Here is a 19,169-nt window from a genome sequence, read left to right as displayed (position 1 = left end):
CGGCGCTCCCAAGGCCCCGCCACGGCCTCGGCCATCCGAAATCTGCCGATTTCACGGAGCAAACACACATGAGTGCCTCACCCGATCTCTCCGCCGCCGTTGCCGACAGCGATGCCGAACAACTACGCAAACTGGGCTACACCTCGAACTTCAACCGCAGCATGAGCCTGTGGGAAAACTTCGCTCTAGGCTTCACTTATCTGTCACCGGTCGTAGGGGTTTATACCCTGTTCGGCCTGTGCCTGGCCGCCGGTGGCCCACCGATGTTCTGGGCCTATTTGCTGGTCGGTTGCGGCCAGTTGCTGGTGTGCCTGATCTTCGGCGAAGTGGTCTCGCAGTTTCCGATTTCCGGCGGTGTGTACCCGTGGGCGCGACGTCTGGTGGGCAAGAAATGGGCGTGGATGGTGGGCTGGATCTACTCCATCGCCCTGTGCGTGACCATCGCCGCCGTTGCCGTCGGAGCCGGCCCGTATCTGGCCGCCATGATGGGCTTTGAGCCGAGCAACAACACCAACATCGTCATCGCTCTGGTGCTGACCTTGTTCGCCACGCTGGTCAATCTGAGTGGCACCAAAGTGCTGGCACGCATCGCCATGTTCGGCTTCCTCTGTGAACTGGTCGGCGCAGTGATCGTTGGCGTCTACCTGCTGGTCTTCGAACGTCACCAACCGCTGAGCGTGCTGTTCAATACCTTCGACATCCGTGTCGACGGCTCGTACCTGCCGGCTTTCCTCACCGCGTCATTGGCGGGGATGTTCCTCTATTACGGCTTCGAGGCCTGCGGCGACGTCGCCGAAGAAACCCCGAACCCGAGCGCAAAAATCCCGGTGGCCATGCGCATGACCATCTACATCGGCGGCATCGCGGCGATGTTCGCCTGCCTGGCGCTGATCCTCGCCGTGCCGGACATGCAAGCGGTGATCAACGGCATCGACAAGGACCCGGTCACCACCATCCTCAACAACGCCTTCGGTCCGATCGGCTCGAAAGTGGTGATGGGCGTGGTGATGATTTCCTTCATCTCCTGCGTCATCAGCCTGCAAGCGGCGGCGAGCCGTCTGCTGTACTCCTACGCCCGCGATGAAATGGTCATCGGCAGCCGACTGCTGAAAAAGATCTCTCCTGCAACCCAAGTGCCGGTTGCCGCGTTGTTCGTGTCCGGCGTCCTGCCCGCGCTGATCATCGCCCTTGGCTTCTTCCTGCAAGACGCGGTGGCAACCATCGTCAGCTTCGCCGCTATCGGCATCTACCTCGCGTTCCAGATGATCGTGCTGGCCGCACTGTACGCCCGCAGCAAAGGCTGGAAACCCAGCGGCAAATTCACCCTCGGCGCATGGGGCTGGCCGGTGAACCTCGGCGCGCTGGTGTACGGCGTCGGCGCAATCATCAACATGGCCTGGCCGCGTACGCCGGATGCGGCGTGGTACATCAACTATGCGATGGTGCTGAGCACGGCCATCGTGATTGGCCTGGGGCTGGTATACATGTGGATTGGCAAGCCGTACGACCATGGGAAGGCGCCGGCTGGGGATGCGTGGAAGGTAAGTCGCTAAGAGTTTTTGATCCCGGCACTGACCAGGTGCCGGGGTTCAGGAAAGCGAGAACAAAACATCAAAAAGAAAGCTCTGCCTGATCGTGCTTCAACAAGGAAATACGGTCGAACAGTTTGATTTTTTCGTTGGCTTTTTGCTTGGCGTGATCGGACATGAAAGCAATCAACTCTTCGAGCTGATTGACGTCTCCGACCACTTTGAATTCCTTTTCCTTGTTGACGAAAACAAGGGACTTCTTCTTTCTCGACAACAGTTCAATGACGTTGCTGAGCGTGCCGGTGCTCTTTGCATCCCAGATCATCAAGCCGTAGTCAGCCGCTTCGGCCATGACTACGTCTTTCTCAGTGAAGAATGCTCTCGATCCTTTGGAATGTTTGGAGTCGACTGTTCTGGCGGGCCACTGCCCAAGGTTATTGCGCGGCGTTGAACCGCTGCAGAACACCGTGGTTCTGGATCGTTCGAGGCTCAACAGGTGCTCCTGAATGGAAGTATCGGCGCCACCTGCATCACCCACCACCACTTCAAAATCCGACGCAACGATATTATTGATGCGCTCTTTAACCTTCGGATCAAGGTTCTTGATGTTGATAGAGCCGGCAATAAATACAGTTGTCATTGAGGTCACTTCCAAGTCAGCGCTGCTACGTAAATCTTCCCCACCTTCGGATATTTACGCAAAACAGCACAAGCCGCGTCCATCGACGCCCCACTATCAAACAAATCATCTACAACCAAAACATTCCAGCGACCATCCGTGGTGATTTCATCATTGACGCTGAAACTGTCTCCAACAAAACGGTGCTTGCATGCTGTCTCTCAACATCAGTTCTGCTTTATGGCGGGCCGTGTGGCGCGGGCCTTCCGGCGTTACCGTTTCGACAGGAAGATTCCGACTTCGAACGCCACTCGGCTCGCCACAGGTTTAGCGTGTCCCCCTCTAGCGAGTTGAATTCAGATGATCCTCAATCTGAGGAAGCTTGAAACGGTTCTAGCTTTGCTATCTCTTGCCTGAAACCAAACGACGATCCCGAGCTTCAGAAAGCCATTCATGCCGGCATCGCCGATGCCGACGCAGGCAATTTGATTGATCTGGCCACCGTAAAAGCCATGGGGTTTTCACTGTACCTCCGCCAGCGCTAGAACCGCGAAACACTGCGCATCGCATCCACCAGATACCTCATCGCAATCCGGTCGCTCTCCGACAACTCGCGATAGCGCTCTACCAGTTTCAATTCCTCGGAGCTCAATCGACGCCTTCTGCGTCCGATGCTCAGGCAGGGAAAGATGCCGAGCATTTCGGTGATGTCTTGTACTTTTGCCATGGACGATGTCCTTCTCTAATACGTCAAAGAACTGCTTGATCACCACATCGCCCTGCCCCTTACAGCAGCGCCGTGTGCCCTGCCGGTCGGGCCGGCCATGCCCATAGAACAGGAAGTTAATCGGTGCTGAAAAGCTGTTTTTAGAGTAATTAGTCGAGAAAAGCAGATATGCCCTGTAAATCAGAAAGACTTGTCAGATATTTAACCGACATGTCTTGTTTCATTGACACACTGGCGCGGTGAATCAACGAATTTTGCAACGCGAGCGAACCGTTTAAGCTAGCGGGCATCTGTTTATAGTCCGTTGCGTTTGGCCGAAGGCTTGTCCGAACCGTTATTTCTGATCCAGCACGTGCCAGGAAAGGCGCGGGATTGCTCACGACAGGTTGTATTTATGCACCGCAGGAATTTGCTCAAAGCGTCGATGGCCATAGCGGCTTATACCGGTCTCTCGGCTTCCGGCCTGCTGGCCGCCCGTGCCTGGGCGGCCAACGGCGGTGCCGCCGATGGCGAGGCCCAGGCTTTCGACTTCGAAGCGCTCAAGCGCCAGGCCAAGCAATTGGCCGGCTCGGCCTATCAGGACACTAAACAGGTGCTGCCGCCAACACTGGCGACCATGACCCCGCAGAACTTCAACGCGATCCGCTACGACGCCGATCATTCGCTGTGGAAAGAGAACAAGGGTCAGCTGGATGTGCAGTTCTTCCACGTCGGCATGGGTTTCCGTCAGCCGGTGCGCATGTACAGCGTCGATCCCAAGACCCGTACCGCCCGCGAAGTGCATTTCCGCCCGACGCTGTTCAACTACGAGAACACCTCGGTCGACACCCAGCAGCTCAAGGGCGACCTGGGCTTTGCCGGCTTCAAACTGTTCAAGGCCCCGGAGCTGGATCGCCACGACGTGGTGTCGTTCCTCGGCGCCAGTTATTTCCGCGCGGTGGACGCCACTGGCCAATATGGCCTCTCGGCCCGTGGCCTGGCCGTCGACACCTACGCGAAGAAGCGCGAAGAATTCCCTGACTTCACCAAGTTCTGGTTCGAAACCCCGGAGCAGAACGCCACGCGCTTTGTGGTCTACGCCCTGCTCGATTCGCCGAGCGCCACTGGTGCGTATCGCTTCGACATCGATTGCCAGGCCGAGCGCGTGGTAATGGAGATCGACGCCCACATCAACGCACGTACCGCCATTGAACAACTGGGCATCGCACCGATGACCAGCATGTTCAGCTGCGGCACCCACGAACGCCGCATGTGCGACACCATTCACCCGCAGATCCACGACTCCGATCGCCTGGCGATGTGGCGCGGCAATGGCGAGTGGATCTGCCGACCGTTGAACAACCCGGCGACCCTGCAATTCAACGCGTTTGCCGATACCGATCCGAAAGGCTTCGGTCTGGTGCAGACCGACCACGAATTCGCCAATTATCAGGACACCGTCGACTGGTACAGCAAGCGCCCGAGCCTGTGGGTCGAACCGACCACCGCGTGGGGTGAAGGCTCTATCGATCTGCTGGAAATCCCTACCACCGGCGAGACTCTCGACAACATCGTTGCGTTCTGGACGCCGAAGAAACCGGTGGCGGCCGGTGATTCGCTGAATTACGGCTACAAGCTCTACTGGAGCGCCCTGCCGCCAGTCGGCACGCCGCTGGCGCGGGTGCATGCGACACGCTCTGGCATGGGTGGATTCGTCGAAGGCTGGGCACCGGGCGAGCATTACCCGCCGGTCTGGGCCCGTCGTTTCGCCGTGGACTTCACCGGTGGCGGCCTGGATCGCCTGCCGCAAGGCACCGGGATCGAGCCCGTGGTGACGTGCTCCAACGGCAAGGTGCAGGATTTCAGCGTGCTGGTGCTGGATGACATCAAGGGGTACCGGATCCTGTTCGACTGGTATCCGACCAATGACAGTGTTGAGCCGGTCGAGCTGCGGTTGTTCATCCGCACCAATGACCGCACGTTGAGCGAGACCTGGTTGTACCAGTACTTCCCGCCGGCGCCGGACAAGCGCAAGTATCCTTGATGATTTGAGGCGCCTGCGCGGGCCTCTTCGCGAGCAAGCCCGCTCCCACTGTGGATCTGGGTCGATCACACAGTTTGTGACCGGTACAGAGCCACAGTCGGAGCGGGCTTGCTCGCGAAAGCTTCAGCACATTCACCCTCGGAAATTGAAGGTACTGCGTCAGTTCAGCGGGCAATACAGATGAATGTCTTTGGGCTCCTGATCAAACAACTCGGGATCCGCCTGATCAACCAACCGGCAGCCCTGGCGCTGATAGAACTCCACGGTATTGCGCGACTCGGTGGCTGAGACATACAACGCCTCGGCACCGAATCGCCGCCCCTGCTCACAGGCCAGCGCAAACAACTTCGCCCCCAGACCCTGCCCACGGCAGTCGCGGCTGATGTGCAGGAATTTCAACTGCCGCATGCTCAGTTTCTGATTGTGGATAACCCGGCTGTCCACAACCACCGCCGCGACCAGCGCCTGCCCATCGAAAGCCCCATACAACCAACCACCTCGCCACAAGCACTCCTTCAGCGTCCTCGCGTTCTCTTCGGCTTCGCCCTCGGGCCAGCCGCGCATGTCGAAATGCGCCGGGTAAAGCACCAGCACGCCGTTTTCCAGGCGATAGCATTGCTCCACCAACTCGCTGCGGTCGATCTGCGCCAGCAACGGCAAGTCGTATTCGGTCAGTTCCCGTTCGATCAACATGCTCGACTTCCTTGGCAAATGGCAGGCCAGAAAAAACCCGCCGGTTCAATGGCGGGTTTTTATAAACGTTACTCAGGCCTGGAATCAATCACGCAGATCGGATTCGTGAATCGGCTGATCACGATGGGTCGCACGCTGGTATTGCGCCGGCCACACCGCTTTGCGCCCGCCCAGATCATCGTCGGCGTGCAACGGCCAGTACGGGTCACGCAGCAGCTCGCGGGCGAGGAAGATGATGTCGGCCTGGCAGGTGCGCAGAATGTGCTCGGCCTGCGCCGGTTCGGTAATCATGCCCACGGTGCCAGTGGCGATGCCTGACTCCTTGCGCACCCGTTCGGCGAAGCGCGTTTGATAACCCGGCCCGACCGGTATTTCGGCGTTGGCGGCGGTGCCACCGGACGAGACGTCAATCAGATCCACCCCCAGCGCCTTGAGACGGCGTGCCAGTTCCACGGTTTCATCCGGGTTCCAGCCGTCCTCAACCCAGTCGGTGGCCGATACGCGCACGAACACCGGCAACTCTTCCGGCCATACCTCGCGAACGGCCTCGGTGACTTGCAGCACCAGCCGAATGCGGTTTTCGAACGAACCACCGTATTGATCGCGGCGCTGATTGCTCAGCGGCGAAAGAAACTGATGCAGCAGATAACCGTGGGCGGCATGCACCTCGACCACACTGAAACCTGCAGTCAGCGCGCGCTTGGCAGCGGCGACGAAGGCTTGAATGACCTCGCCGATCTGCGCTTCATCGAGTTGTTTCGGTTGTGTGTGTTGCGGGTCGAAGGCGATGGGCGATGGCCCGACCGGGGTCCAGCCGCCATCGTCCAGTTTGACGCTGCCATGCTTGCCGAGCCACGGCCGATGGGTGCTGGCCTTGCGCCCGGCGTGGGCCAGTTGAATGCCGGCGACTGCGCCTTGGGCGGTGATGAAACGGGTGATGCGTTGCAGCGGTTCAATCTGTTCATCGTTCCACAAACCGAGGTCTTCGGCGGTGATCCGCCCGTCGGCGGTGACCGCCGTGGCCTCGGTGAAGACCAGGCCGGCGCCGCCCACCGCGCGGCTGCCCAGGTGCACCAGATGCCAGTCGTTGGCCAGACCGTCGACGCTGGAATACTGGCACATCGGCGACACGGCGATGCGGTTGGGCAGGGTCAGTTGGCGAAGGGTAAAGGGTTCGAGCAGCAGACTCATGGGGCACCTCTCAAATCAGTGGGCAGGCTCCAGGGTTCTGTTTGAAAAGTCGACGAGTGACAGGAAAAGGTGCAGCACCCGCCCCCGCGGGCAAAACATTCGACAAGACGTCACAAGGCCAATCAAGCAGTGCTTAGAGCCTAGTCGACAACTGGGGATGAGGCAGGGTTCAGAGTGATTCTGTGTGTGAAAGACCGCCTTCGCGAGCAGGCTCGCTCCCACAAGGGCAACACCGTACCGGAGGGAGCGAACCTGCTCGCGAATGGGGTCAACGCGGTTCGATGTGGGCAATCATCAATTGCACCGTCTCGTTGCCACGAAATTCGTTGACGTCGAGCTTGTAGGCCAGCTCGACCCATTGAATCGTCGGGTTCGGCCAGACATCACGGTCAATACCAAACGCAATGCCATCCAGCTTCACCGAACCGCACTCGCTTTTCAGCACCACTTTCAGGTGCCGCTCGCCGACCACCCGCTGCTCGACCAACTGAAACACACCATGGAACAGCGGCTCCGGAAAGTGCTGGCCCCAAGGTCCGGCGTGACGCAGGGCGCGGGCCAGTTCGAGGTGGAATTCCTCCACCGCCAGCGTGCCATCCGACAGCATGCGCCCGGTCAGGTCTTCTTCGCGAAGTTGCCGGCGCACCTCGGCGTCGAATGCCTCGGCGAACAGCGCAAAATTCTCCTGCGGCAAGGTCAGGCCGGCGGCCATCGCGTGCCCCCCGTATTTGGCGATCAGGTTCGGATGCTGCGCGGCCACCACGCTCAGGGCATCGCGAATGTGGAAGCCCTGCACCGAACGCCCCGAGCCCTTGAGCAGGCCGTCACCGGCGTCGGCGAAGGCAATGGTCGGGCGGAAATAACGCTCTTTCATCCGCGAGGCGAGAATGCCGATGACGCCCTGATGCCACTCGGGATCGAACAGGCACAGGCCGAACGGCATCGATTCCACCGGCAAGTCCTTGAGCTGGGCCAGCGCTTCACGCTGCATGCCCTGCTCGATGGATTTGCGGTCCTGGTTCATGCCGTCCAGTTGCGCGGCCATTTCCCGCGCCAGGTTGGCGTCGGCGGTCAGCAGGCATTCGATCCCCAGGCTCATGTCGTCGAGGCGTCCCGCCGCGTTCAGGCGCGGGCCGACGATGAATCCCAAGTCGGTGGACGTGATGCGCGCTGCGTCACGCTTGGCGACGTCGAGAATCGCCTTGATCCCCGGCCGTGCGCGCCCGGCGCGAATCCGCTCGAGGCCCTGATGCACCAGAATCCGGTTGTTGGCGTCCAGCGGCACCACGTCGGCGACGCTGCCCAGCGCCACCAGATCGAGCAGTTCGCCGATGTTCGGCTGTGGCTTGCTCTCGTACCAGCCGAGGCTGCGCAGGCGCGCGCGCAAGGCCATCAACACGTAGAAAATCACCCCGACCCCGGCCAGTGCCTTGCTCGGAAACTCGCAGCCAGGCTGGTTCGGGTTGACCAGCGCATCGGCCAGCGGCAGTTCATCACCGGGCAAGTGGTGATCGGTGATCAATACCTTGAGCCCAGCCTTTTTCGCCGCTGCCACACCTTCGACGCTGGAGATGCCGTTGTCGACGGTGATCAGCAACTGAGGCTCGCGGGTCAGCGCGACTTCGACGATTTCCGGCGTCAGGCCATAGCCGTATTCGAAGCGGTTCGGCACCAGATAATCCACATGCGCCGCGCCCAGCAGACGCAAGCCGAGCACGCCGACCGTACTGGCCGTCGCACCGTCGGCGTCGAAGTCGCCGACGATCAGAATGCGTTGGCGCTGCTCCAGCGCCGTCACCAACAGCTCCACTGCCGCATCGATGCCCTTGAGCTGCTGGAACGGAATCAGCCGCGCCAGACTTTTATCCAGCTCCGCCTCGGACTGCACACCCCGTGCCGCGTACAAACGGGTCAGCAGAGGTGGCAGGTCACCGAGAAACGGCAGAGTGGCAGGCAACGGTCGAGGATCAATACGCATGGGGTAACGGAAACTTCTCTTGAATACGTGGGATTAATCAGTAGCGACGCCGGATCAGCCGCGCTCGCCTGCCAGCCATTCCAGTTGGACTTCGTGCTGACCACGGTCGTCGGTGACAAAGATCGTGCCTTCGCTGATCATCACGTCCCACTTGATGACGCGTGGCATGTCCTTGGCCAGGGTTTCCAGCACTTCTTGCGGCACGGCGGCGATGTTGACGTTTTTCAGGTTCTTGGCCACCGGTACGACTTTGCCTTCCCACACACGCAGGCTGCCATAGGCCAGCAGGCTGGTGCGCTCGGTGCGACGCGAGCACCAGGTCAGACGATCGGCGTCCGGCTGGCCGACTTCGATCCAGTGCAGGACACGGTCATCCAGGCTCTTTTCCCACAGCGCAGGTTCATCCACGTCCGACAGACCACGGCCAAACGACAGCAACTCGTTGTACCAGAGGGCGTAGGCCAGCAGCCGCACGGTCATGCGCTCTTCGGTTTCCGAAGGGTGACGGGCGATGGTCTGCTTGACGCTCTCGTAGACGTTGCGGTCGAGGTCAGTGAGGTTCAGTTCGAATTTGTAGGTGGTAGACGGCTGGGCCATGAACGGGCTTCTTGATACGAGGAAAGTCGGCAAGTCTAACCGATGCGGTAGGCAATCATCGAATTGATGGCGATCAACCTGCGGCGTCTGACGGCCGGCTATGTTAAAACGCTGTATCCGCTCAGCCTTGTCCTACAGGATTCAGTATGCCGTTCGCCAACAAACCGCTCAGCGGTGTGAAAGTCATTGAATTGGGTACGTTGATTGCCGGGCCGTTTGCCTCGCGCATTTGCGGCGAGTTCGGCGCTGAAGTGATCAAGATCGAATCGCCGGACGGCGGCGACCCACTGCGCAAGTGGCGCAAGTTATATGAAGGCACCTCGTTGTGGTGGTTCGTTCAGGCGCGCAACAAAAAATCGCTGACACTGAACCTCAAACACCCCGAAGGCCTGGCAATCCTGAAAAAACTGCTTGGTGAAGCCGACATCCTGATCGAGAACTTTCGCCCCGGGGTACTGGAGAAACTCGGGCTGAGCTGGGAAACCCTGCACGCGCTAAATCCGAAACTGGTGATGGTGCGCCTCTCGGGCTTCGGCCAGACCGGGCCGATGAAGGATCAACCGGGCTTCGGCGCGGTCGGCGAATCCATGGGCGGTTTGCGCTACATCACCGGTTTCGAAGACCGACCACCAGTGCGCACCGGGATTTCCATCGGTGACTCGATTGCGGCGCTGTGGGGCGTGATCGGTGCGCTGATGGCGCTGCGTCATCGCGAAGTCAATGGCGGGGTCGGCCAAGTCGTCGATGTGGCGCTGTACGAGGCGATTTTCGCCATGATGGAAAGCATGGTCCCGGAGTTCGACGTGTTCGGTTTCATCCGTGAGCGCACCGGCAATATCATGCCGGGCATCACGCCGTCATCGATCCACACCAGCGCCGATGGCAAGCATGTGCAGATCGGTGCCAATGGCGACGCGATCTTCAAGCGCTTCATGCTGATCATCGGCCGCGAGGATCTGGCCAATGACCCGACGCTGGCGAGCAACGACGGGCGTGATACCCGGCGTGACGAGTTGTATGGGGTGATCGACCGCTGGGTCAATTCGCTGCCGCTGCAAAGTGTGCTCGACCTGCTCAATCAGGCAGAGGTGCCGGCCAGCCGGATCTTCAGCGCCGAGGACATGTTCAGCGATCCGCAATACCTGGCGCGCGAGATGTTCCTGCAGGCCAAACTGCCGGACGGCAAGCCTTTCAAGATGCCGGGCATCGTGCCGAAACTCTCTGAGACACCGGGCAGTTCCGAATGGGTCGGGCCTCAGCTCGGTGAACACAATGCGCAGGTACTCCACGATCTTGGCTATGACGAACAGCAGATCGCCCGCTTGCGCGCAGACGGAGCCATTTAAGCTGAACCATCGGCAGACATCGAACGCCAACCGCGCCCACCACTGGTGGACGTGGCGGCTGTTCGGCCTGTTGTTTCTGCTGGCCCTCCCCGCCTGGGCCCAGGCCAAACCGACACTGATCTGGTTAATGCGCGATCTGCCGCCCCTGACCATCTTCGAAGGCCCGAAAAAGGGTCAGGGCGTGATCGATCAATTGCTGCCGATGCTGATCGCCGGCATGCCGCAATACGAACACACACTGATGCGGGTCAACCGCGCCCGCGGCATGCAGATGCTGCACGAGCCGTCTTTCACCTGTGATCCGTCGCTGATCTGGAGCAAGGAGCGTACCCAATGGATTGCTTTCTCCTTTCCGGCATTTCGCGCCGTCAGCAATGGCCTGGTGGTCCGTCAGAAAGATCGGGAAGTGCTGGAACCTTATGTGGTCGACGGTGAAGTCGATCTGGCGGCGTTTTTGGCCAAAGCCGAACAAAAGGTCGGGGTCGTGGCCGAGCGCAGTTACGGTGAGTTTCTCGATGCTCTGTTGAAACAGGCACCCGACGGTGCGCTAACCCCCCATTACGGCAACGATGCACTCGGCAGCCTGCTGTCGATGCAGCGCCTGGGCCGCCTTCAAGTGGTATTGGGTTATTGGCCGGAGATCCGCTACCAGGCCCATCAGGCGCAAATTGCCGAGGATGAACTGGTGTTCTATCCGATCCAGGGCACGGGCAAATACCTCTCGGGATACGTCGGCTGCTCCGATACCCCTCAGGGCCGGCAGGCCATCACCGAAATCAATCAACTGCTGCGCACACTGCCCCACGAGCACCTGAACGAGCTCTACGCCGACTGGCTGGACCCGGGTATGCGCAGCGATTATCTCGAACAGGCGCGTATGTTTTTCGAGCAACAGACCGCGCAGTGAAAACCTGCGGGCAAAAAGAAACCCCGAGAAGTGGGGAGACGACTCGGGGTTAAACGTGGTCTACATAAAGACCCGTAGCAGCAAGCGACAAGCACCGGAGCACAATGCTTGATCCTGCTGTTATGGGGTCTGACTGACGGGGATGCAGGAAGGTTCCCACAAAAAATATTTCATCTTTACAGGGCCGCGCGCTTATCCAGCACTGCATTGCGCAAGGCCGCGATGACACAGGGTTCCAGTCGCCCTTCGGCGATCAGGACGTCGCGATGCAAACCGTCGACCACATCTGTCAGCAGGCGTTTGTCGGTCAACTGTGCCTGATTGAATTCGCGCTCCACCACGAGGGCGCCGTTGCTGTTCCTCAAGGTCACCAGGCATTCGCCGTGGGCACCACGAGGGGTCAACGTCACCTGATACGGGCTCAGAGCCTCACCGAGCAATAGACTGATACTTTCCATCTCGATCTCCACTCAATAGTCCGAAAACATTGTGCCTGGGGCGTGTTCACAATAAATGACCACCGGCCCGAGAAGAAAGTTCTGAATACCGGGCTCCTCCCTGAGCGTTTACCGGTCTTTCAGAGCATGCACGCTGAAGATGACAGAAAAATATCGGCGCTGTTCAGGCGCTGACCGGCGCACGTGTGGCAGCCAGATAGGCGTCCAGCTGGCCTCTCATCAGGACCGCCGAGACCGGCGTATGCAGGCGCCCCAGCAACATGGGCTCGCGTGCCTGCAACAGGCGTTCGAGATCGGCGAGCAGACCCGCCGCCACCGGTCCCAATAGAATCAACCCACGTGCCTCACGTTGTGCCGACAGATGATGGATCAGTGCCATGCCGTCGCCGCCCTTGAGCTGCGGATCGCAGATCGCAATATCCACGGTGCCGCGATGGCCCAGGGAAACCAGCGCTGAAGACAGCGTCGGCGCGGTCAGCACGTCGTAGATGCCGATGGCGTTGAGCATCTGATGCAATGCCATCAGCTGGAACGGATTGGGTTCAAGAATCAGGACTTTTAGCGAGCGCATCGGCGACCTCGGAAACAGCAGTGGCGGACTCTTGCCGCAGGGTCCGTTCACTCTAGGGGAGCCGTCCTCGGCATCCCATCGGAAAAGGCGCCGCGTCCTATAGGACATTTCCCATCTTCAGTGCGGACATCGGCAACCGCATTCCGTACGGCGCTGGCTGATGTCGGTCCAGCCACCGAGCAGGCCACGCAATTGGCCGTCGGCGCAGTAAAACGGCACGGTCCATTGATAAATCGCCTTGGGACCACTCTTGAACGCCAATTGGCGTTTGCTGAAACGGGCCTTGCGCGTGTGCATCTGCACCATGAACTCGTCGTGCAGCATCCGGGCAGTGGCGTCGGGCAGCGCATCGACTTCGAACAGCATTCGGCCCTGCACTTGCTCGAGCCGGATTGAAAGCGCCTCCTCATAGCTACGATTGCACATCACCAGCCGGCCTTGCAGGTCGCGAACGAAGACCGGATCGGGCATCGCATCGATCAACGCATGCTGAAAGGCCAATTGGTCACCCAGGTGTTTTTCCGCTTCGCAGCGTTGCCGGATGACCGCCGCCAGCCGCCGATTCCACACCAATGACAGCAGCCCGAAGCCCCCTAGCCCACCCATGCCCCAGCAGCACCAATCGACGATCTCGTCCCACAGCGTAAGCGGCGCCGGCGGCGATACACCACCCAGCCACTTCACCCGGATGGCGCGCAACTCTGTGACGGGAAAGGCGCCCAACGCCTTGTTGAGGATACTCTCCAGTTCGGGCAAGCCCTTGCGGATGGCCAGGTGATCGGCCTCCCAGCGCCCGTCCACCAACCCGCCGACCTTGAGCAGCCCGGAAGGGTACAACTGCGCACCGATTTCATTTTCGATGGTGGCGTAGGCCTCACCGCTTTCGACCAGCGCCCGCGCTTCGGCATACGTCTTGACTGAAAGAATCTCGATTGACGGATATTGGCGCCGCACAGCCTCCTCCAGCGCATGCCTGGCGGGCAATACCAGCACCCGCTTCACCAGTTGCTCGAGCGACTGGATGGCCGGTTCGTCCTTGCGACCGACGAACACCCAGCCGGCACCGCCAAAGGCATGACTGAAGTCGAGGAAGGTTTTGCGCTCATCGTTCATGGCCAGGGTGGTACTCAGATCCGCCACCCCGGTTTGCAGGCGCTCCAGCATCTGATCAGTGGAAAACGATTCCTCGTGCACAAACTGCAAACCGGTCATGGCACTGATGCGCTTGAGCACATCGATGTTCAAGCCAGCCCAGTGCCCGTGTTCGTCCTGAAACAGGTACAAAGGGTACTGCACCGAAGCGACCGTCACGCGGGGGTTGTCACGTATCCAGCGCCGCTCCCGATCGTCCAGCTCAATCTGCTCGATCTTCTGTGCCTGCACCTGTTCGTGCAGCACCATTTGCGCCGCCATCCCGCCGCGGACGAATCCACTCAGGCACAACAACAGTAGCCAACCCAGGGCCGGTTTTATTGCGCGTTCATACAGCATTGCCACTTCCTTCGTGATCGACTCACCCGTCCTTCATGGGCGAAAACCCGAGCAGTGTGGCAGCAGAAACAAAAAAGCCCGTCAGGAGACGGGCTTCAAAATGTGACAGCTTTTTCGGCTTACAACGGCTTGCCGCGGTTGCCATGCTGGCTGACAAAGGCCTGTACGGCTTTCAGCTCGTTTGGCAGAACGGTGCAGCGCTCGTTTCGCTCAAACAAATCAGAAAGATGTGCAGGTAGTTCAAGAGCTTTTCCTACACCGGCTTTCTCCACGGCATCCGGGAATTTCACCGGATGCGCCGTGCCCAGGATCACCATCGGGATGTCCAGGCTGCGACGGCATTCGCGAGCAGCGCGCACACCGATGGCGGTGTGCGGGTCGAGCACTTCACCGCACTGCTCGTAGACTTCGGCAATGGTTTCGCAGGTTTGCGCGTCGTCGACGGCCAGCGAGTCGAACAGTTTGCGTGCTTCGGTCCAGCGCTCTTGCTCGACACTGAAACCACCGCCCTGCTTGAACGACTCCATCAGCCCGGCAATCGCCGCACCGTTGCGCCCGTGCAGGTCGAACAGCAGGCGTTCGAAGTTCGACGAGACCATGATGTCCATCGACGGCGACAGCGTGGCGTGCAGGGTTTCCTTGACGTACTGGTTGCCGCTCATGAAGCGGTGCAGGATGTCGTTGCGGTTGGTGGCGACGATCAACTGGTTGATCGGCAGGCCCATGTTGCGCGCCAGGTAACCGGCGAAGATGTCGCCGAAGTTGCCGGTTGGCACCGAGAACGATACCGAACGCGCCGGCCCACCCAACTGCAGGGCTGCGTGGAAGTAGTAGACGATCTGGGCCATGATCCGCGCCCAGTTGATCGAGTTCACCGCCACCAGACGCGTGCCCTTGAGGAAGCTCTGATCAGCGAAGCTCGCCTTGACCATTTCCTGGCAGTCATCGAAGTTACCTTCGATGGCGATGTTGTGGATGTTCTCACCCAAAATCGTGGTCATTTGGCGACGCTGCACCTCGGACACACGGTTGTGCGGGTGCAGGATGAAGATGTCGACGTTTTCGCAGTGCTTGCAGCCTTCGATGGCAGCCGAACCGGTGTCACCGGAGGTGGCACCGACGATGACCACGCGCTCGCCGCGCTTTTCCAGCACGTAATCGAGCAGACGACCGAGCAGTTGCAGCGCGAAGTCCTTGAACGCCAGGGTCGGGCCGTGGAACAGCTCCATGACCCATTCGTTGCCGTTGAGCTGACGCAACGGGGCAACGGCGCTGTGCGAGAACACACCGTAGGTTTCTTCGAGGATCTTTTTGAAATCGGCGTCAGGAATGCTGCCGGTGACAAACGGGCGCATGACGCGGAAAGCCAGCTCGTGATACGGCAGGCCGGCCCAGGAAGCGATTTCTTCCTGGGTGAAACGTGGCAGGTTTTCCGGGACGTACAGACCGCCGTCGGTCGCAAGACCAGCCAGCAGGACGTCTTCGAAATTCAGGGCCGGTGCCTGGCCGCGGGTACTGATATAACGCATGTTTTCAAACCTTCGGTTTGAGCTGCGAGCTTCAAGCTTCAAGCTGCAAGCTGAGTGTCACTGGCCTCTAGCTTGCCGCTTGCCGCTCGTAGCTTGCCGCTGCTTAGTTAAGGTGTTCGACGCGGATCCGCACAACCGGACCGTTGACGCCGGCCAACGCTTCCAGGGCGGCAATCGCATCGTTCATGTGCTGTTCCAGCACGCGATGGGTCAGCAGGATCATCGGCACCAGACCGTCGTGCTCTTCGACTTCCTTCTGCATGATCGACTCGATGTTGATGCCGCGCTCCGAGAGGATGCTCGCCACCTGAGCCAGTACGCCAGGATGGTCCTTGGCCTGAATGCGCAGGTAGTAGGCGCTTTCGCAGGCTTCGATCGGCAGGATCGGATGCGCCGACAGCGAGTCTGGCTGGAAGGCCAGGTGCGGCACGCGGTTTTCCGGATCGGACGTCATCGCGCGAACCACGTCCACCAGGTCGGCGATCACCGACGAAGCGGTCGGTTCCATGCCGGCGCCGGCGCCGTAGAACAGGGTCGAACCGGCAGCGTCACCGTTGACCATCACGGCGTTCATCACGCCGTTGACGTTGGCGATCAGACGATCAGCCGGGATCAGCGTCGGGTGTACGCGCAACTCGATACCCGTGGCAGTGCTGCGCGCCACGCCGAGGTGCTTGATGCGATAGCCCAGCGCTTCGGCGTAGTTCACGTCAGCGGTGGTCAGCTTGGTGATGCCTTCGGTGTAAGCCTTGTCGAATTGCAGCGGAATGCCGAACGCGATCGAAGCCAGGATCGTCAGCTTGTGCGCCGCGTCGATGCCTTCGACGTCGAAGGTCGGATCGGCTTCGGCGTAGCCCAGCGCTTGCGCTTCAGCCAGCACGTCTTCGAAGGTACGACCCTTCTCGCGCATTTCGGTGAGGATGAAGTTACCGGTGCCGTTGATGATCCCGGCGACCCAGTTGATGCGGTTGGCGGACAGGCCTTCACGGATCGCCTTGATCACCGGGATGCCACCGGCCACAGCCGCTTCGAATGCCACGATCACGCCTTTCTCGCGTGCCTTGGCGAAAATCTCATTACCGTGAACGGCAATCAGTGCCTTGTTCGCGGTGACCACATGCTTGCCATTCTCGATGGCCTTGAGTACCAGCTCTCGGGCAACGGTGTAGCCGCCCATCAGCTCTATGACGATGTCGATCTCAGGGTTCGTGGCCACTTCGAAGACATCGTTGGTAATCGCAATACCGGTCGTCTGGAACTGAGGCTTTGGCGTGCGCATGGCAATTTGTGCCACTTCGATCCCACGCCCGGCACGACGAGCAATTTCCTCGGCGTTGCGCTGAAGTACGTTGAAGGTACCGCCACCGACGGTCCCTAACCCACAGATGCCTACTTTGACCGGATTCACTGTGAACTCCCCATGAAACGGCCGACGCAAGGTCGGCCGGAAAACAACCGCGTGCTCGCGGCTCTCTATTAATGGCCCGGCGGAGTTACCGTCGGACCATGATCGTCAAGGCTGACCGTGACGATGCGAATTACTTGGCGCCCAGCGCCAGTTTGGCGACTTGTGGCGCCGGCTGGTAGCCCGGAATGACTTGTCCGTCGGCCAAAACGATGGCCGGTGTGCCATTCACGCCGATCGACTGACCAAGGGCGAACTGCTTGGAAACCGGATTCGCGCACTTGGCGGCCTTGATTTCCTTGCCATCGACCATCTTGTCCATGGCGGCTTTCTTGTCGGTCGAGCACCACACGGCTTGCAGTTGCTCGTCACCCGGCGAGCCCAGGCCCTGGCGCGGGAACGCAACATAACGTACTTCGATGCCGCGCTTGTTCAGCTCAGGCACTTCGGCGTGCAGCTTGTGGCAGTACGGGCAGGTGGTGTCGGTGAACACGGTGATGTGCGATTTGGTCTCGCCCACGGCCGGGTACACCACGGTTTCGGCCACCGGAATGGCGTTGATCAGTTTGGAAATGCCCAGGCGTTCGGTCTTCTCGGTCAGATTGACCGGTTTACCGTCCTTGAGCTGGAACAGGTAGCCCTGAACGATGTACTGGCCGTCGGCGCTGGCGTACAGCACACGGCTGCCCTTGAGCTTGACTTCATACATGCCCGGCAACGGGCTGGCGCTGATGCTTTCTACCGGAACCTCGAGTTCGAGTTTTTCCAGGCTTTGACGAATGGCTTTGTCGGCCGCGTCATCGGCGACGGCAAAGGTGCTGACCAACGCAATGGCTGCGGCGGCGAAAATCTGGGTCAGACGCATGAGAACTCCTGAAGGCGGACAAATGAAACGGTCAGAACGCCCGTGCCGGAACACCGGGTCATAACCGTCCATCGTGCAAACCGGCAAAGCCTAACACATAAGGCCCGCAGGGCCGAATGCGCCTGTCGCCAGAGATCGTGGGCGATACAACCCCTGTGGGAACGGGCTTGCTCGCGGAGGCGTCCTGGCAGGCAACAAATGCTTCGCCTGTGATGGCCTCTTCGCGAGCAAGCCCGCTCCCACAGGTTTTTCATCAGCCTCTGGGGTGGTGTCTGGCGTGCAGCTCTTGCAGGCGGGCGCGGGCGACGTGGGTGTAGATCTGCGTGGTCGAGAGGTCACTGTGACCCAGCAGCATTTGCACCACGCGCAGGTCGGCGCCATGGTTGAGCAGGTGCGTGGCAAACGCATGGCGCAGGGTGTGCGGCGACAGCGACTTGCCGATCCCGGCCACCTTGGCCTGATGCTTGATGCGGTGCCAGAAGGTCTGGCGGGTCATCTGTTCGCCGCGCTGACTGGGAAACAGCACATCGCTCGGACGCCCACCGAGCAGCTCGCTGCGGCCATCGCGCATGTAGCGCTCGACCCAGACAATCGCTTCCTCGCCCATCGGCACCAGCCGCTCCTTGCTGCCCTTGCCCATCACCCGCAGTACGCCCTGACGCAGGTTGACCTGCTCCAGAGTCAAGCTCACCAGTTCGGTCACCCGCAGGCCACAGGCGTACAAAACTTCAAGCATGGCGCGATCGCGCTGGCCGATGGCTTCGCTCAGGTCCGGCGCCTTGAGCAGCGCCTCGACGTCGGCCTCCGAAAGAGACTTGGGCAGCGGCCGCCCCAGTTGCGGCATGTCGACGCGCAACGTCGGGTCGACGCTGATCATTTTTTCCCGCAGCAGATAGCGATAAAAGCCACGCACACCGGAGAGAAATCGGGCGGTGGAACGTGGCTTGTAGTTCTGCTCCAGGCGCCAGGCCAGATGATCGAGGATCAACTCGCGACCGGCATTGATCAGCTCCAGGTTGTTTTCCTGCAGCCAGCCGTTGAACAGCGCCAGATCGCTGCGGTAGGCACCGCGGGTGTTGTCGGACAGGCCTTTTTCCAGCCACAGGGCGTCGAGGAATTGATCAATCAGCGGATGGTCGATGGCAGGCATGGGCGCTCAAGACACGCAGCCTCAGGGACTGCGCGCAAATGTAGAGTGAACTGTAGGAATGGACGCTAGTCTTTCATAGCCCGCAATTTC

The 19,169-nt window shown here is 60.1% G+C and carries 17 protein-coding genes; 4 read left to right on the top strand and 13 right to left on the bottom strand.

Going from position 1 to position 19,169, the window contains the following annotated elements:
- The first annotated feature begins 68 nt into the window (after nucleotides 1-68).
- Nucleotides 69-1,553 carry an APC family permease gene (locus tag U862_RS0120945; RefSeq protein WP_025112207.1) on the top strand — a complete coding sequence of 495 codons (1,485 nt, stop codon included), beginning with the start codon at nucleotides 69-71 and terminating at the stop codon, nucleotides 1,551-1,553.
- A gap of 58 nt (nucleotides 1,554-1,611) precedes the next feature.
- Here U862_RS0120945 and U862_RS0120940 read toward each other — a convergent pair whose 3' ends face one another.
- Both U862_RS0120940 and U862_RS0120935 read right to left on the bottom strand, forming a co-directional pair.
- Complete coding sequence (locus U862_RS0120940) at nucleotides 1,612-2,169, bottom strand: hypothetical protein (RefSeq protein ID WP_025112206.1); 558 nt, start codon at nucleotides 2,167-2,169, stop codon at nucleotides 1,612-1,614.
- A 520-nt stretch (nucleotides 2,170-2,689) separates the two neighbouring features.
- Entirely contained in the window at nucleotides 2,690-2,875 is a 186-nt protein-coding gene (locus U862_RS0120935) for a hypothetical protein (protein ID WP_025112205.1), read from the bottom strand.
- A 394-nt stretch (nucleotides 2,876-3,269) separates the two neighbouring features.
- On the opposite strand from U862_RS0120935, the gene U862_RS0120930 reads away from it, so the two are divergent.
- Nucleotides 3,270-4,898, top strand: coding sequence for a glucan biosynthesis protein D (locus tag U862_RS0120930; RefSeq protein WP_025112204.1), 1,629 nt, complete (start codon nucleotides 3,270-3,272; stop codon nucleotides 4,896-4,898).
- Nucleotides 4,899-5,057: 159 nt separating this feature from the next.
- Here the strand turns inward: U862_RS0120930 and U862_RS0120925 are convergent, their stop codons facing one another.
- From U862_RS0120925 to U862_RS0120910, 4 genes are all read right to left on the bottom strand, one after another.
- Nucleotides 5,058-5,591: a GNAT family N-acetyltransferase gene (locus tag U862_RS0120925; RefSeq protein ID WP_025112203.1), complete on the bottom strand. Its 534-nt coding sequence runs from the start codon at nucleotides 5,589-5,591 to the stop codon at nucleotides 5,058-5,060.
- Between the two features lie 84 nt (nucleotides 5,592-5,675).
- Nucleotides 5,676-6,782: an NADH:flavin oxidoreductase/NADH oxidase gene (locus tag U862_RS0120920; RefSeq protein WP_025112202.1), complete on the bottom strand. Its 1,107-nt coding sequence runs from the start codon at nucleotides 6,780-6,782 to the stop codon at nucleotides 5,676-5,678.
- Nucleotides 6,783-7,050: 268 nt separating this feature from the next.
- Nucleotides 7,051-8,760, bottom strand: a complete 1,710-nt coding sequence (gene recJ, locus U862_RS0120915) for a single-stranded-DNA-specific exonuclease RecJ (RefSeq protein WP_025112201.1) — start codon at nucleotides 8,758-8,760, stop codon at nucleotides 7,051-7,053.
- Between the two features lie 54 nt (nucleotides 8,761-8,814).
- Nucleotides 8,815-9,357, bottom strand: a complete 543-nt coding sequence (locus U862_RS0120910; RefSeq protein WP_025112200.1) for a YaeQ family protein — start codon at nucleotides 9,355-9,357, stop codon at nucleotides 8,815-8,817.
- 146 nt (nucleotides 9,358-9,503) lie between these two features.
- Between U862_RS0120910 and U862_RS0120905 the strand changes: the two genes are divergently transcribed.
- Together U862_RS0120905 and U862_RS0120900 are read left to right on the top strand one after the other, a co-directional pair.
- Entirely contained in the window at nucleotides 9,504-10,703 is a 1,200-nt protein-coding gene (locus U862_RS0120905) for a CaiB/BaiF CoA-transferase family protein (protein WP_025112199.1), read from the top strand.
- Nucleotides 10,657-11,610, top strand: a complete 954-nt coding sequence (locus tag U862_RS0120900; protein WP_025112198.1) for a TIGR02285 family protein — start codon at nucleotides 10,657-10,659, stop codon at nucleotides 11,608-11,610. Before U862_RS0120905 ends, U862_RS0120900 begins: the two co-directional genes overlap by 47 nt.
- Nucleotides 11,611-11,786: 176 nt before the next feature.
- Here U862_RS0120900 and U862_RS0120895 read toward each other — a convergent pair whose 3' ends face one another.
- The 7 genes from U862_RS0120895 to xerD form a co-directional block, all read right to left on the bottom strand.
- Nucleotides 11,787-12,068 (bottom strand): DUF3509 domain-containing protein, encoded by a 282-nt coding sequence (locus U862_RS0120895; protein ID WP_025112197.1) that lies wholly within the window; start codon nucleotides 12,066-12,068, stop codon nucleotides 11,787-11,789.
- A 163-nt stretch (nucleotides 12,069-12,231) separates the two neighbouring features.
- Nucleotides 12,232-12,639 (bottom strand): response regulator, encoded by a 408-nt coding sequence (locus U862_RS0120890; protein WP_025112196.1) that lies wholly within the window; start codon nucleotides 12,637-12,639, stop codon nucleotides 12,232-12,234.
- A 117-nt stretch (nucleotides 12,640-12,756) separates the two neighbouring features.
- Complete coding sequence (locus U862_RS0120885; protein WP_025112195.1) at nucleotides 12,757-14,130, bottom strand: transporter substrate-binding domain-containing protein; 1,374 nt, start codon at nucleotides 14,128-14,130, stop codon at nucleotides 12,757-12,759.
- Nucleotides 14,131-14,249: 119 nt separating this feature from the next.
- Complete coding sequence (gene thrC, locus U862_RS0120880) at nucleotides 14,250-15,659, bottom strand: threonine synthase (RefSeq protein ID WP_025112194.1); 1,410 nt, start codon at nucleotides 15,657-15,659, stop codon at nucleotides 14,250-14,252.
- A 103-nt stretch (nucleotides 15,660-15,762) separates the two neighbouring features.
- The gene (locus tag U862_RS0120875) at nucleotides 15,763-17,067 is read right to left on the bottom strand and encodes a homoserine dehydrogenase (protein ID WP_025112193.1); all 1,305 of its coding nucleotides are present in this window, start codon (nucleotides 17,065-17,067) and stop codon (nucleotides 15,763-15,765) included.
- Nucleotides 17,068-17,197: 130 nt separating this feature from the next.
- Complete coding sequence (gene dsbC, locus U862_RS0120870; RefSeq protein WP_007967782.1) at nucleotides 17,198-17,929, bottom strand: bifunctional protein-disulfide isomerase/oxidoreductase DsbC; 732 nt, start codon at nucleotides 17,927-17,929, stop codon at nucleotides 17,198-17,200.
- 253 nt (nucleotides 17,930-18,182) lie between these two features.
- Nucleotides 18,183-19,079, bottom strand: a complete 897-nt coding sequence (gene xerD, locus U862_RS0120865) for a site-specific tyrosine recombinase XerD (protein ID WP_025112192.1) — start codon at nucleotides 19,077-19,079, stop codon at nucleotides 18,183-18,185.
- Between the last annotated feature and the right edge of the window lie 90 nt (nucleotides 19,080-19,169).

Origin of the sequence: Pseudomonas sp. H1h, assembly GCF_000633255.1 — a bacterium.
Taxonomy (GTDB): Bacteria; Pseudomonadota; Gammaproteobacteria; order Pseudomonadales; family Pseudomonadaceae; genus Aquipseudomonas.
Note: the sequence above shows the minus strand (reverse complement) of the source record. Positions and strands in the feature narration are given on the sequence as shown.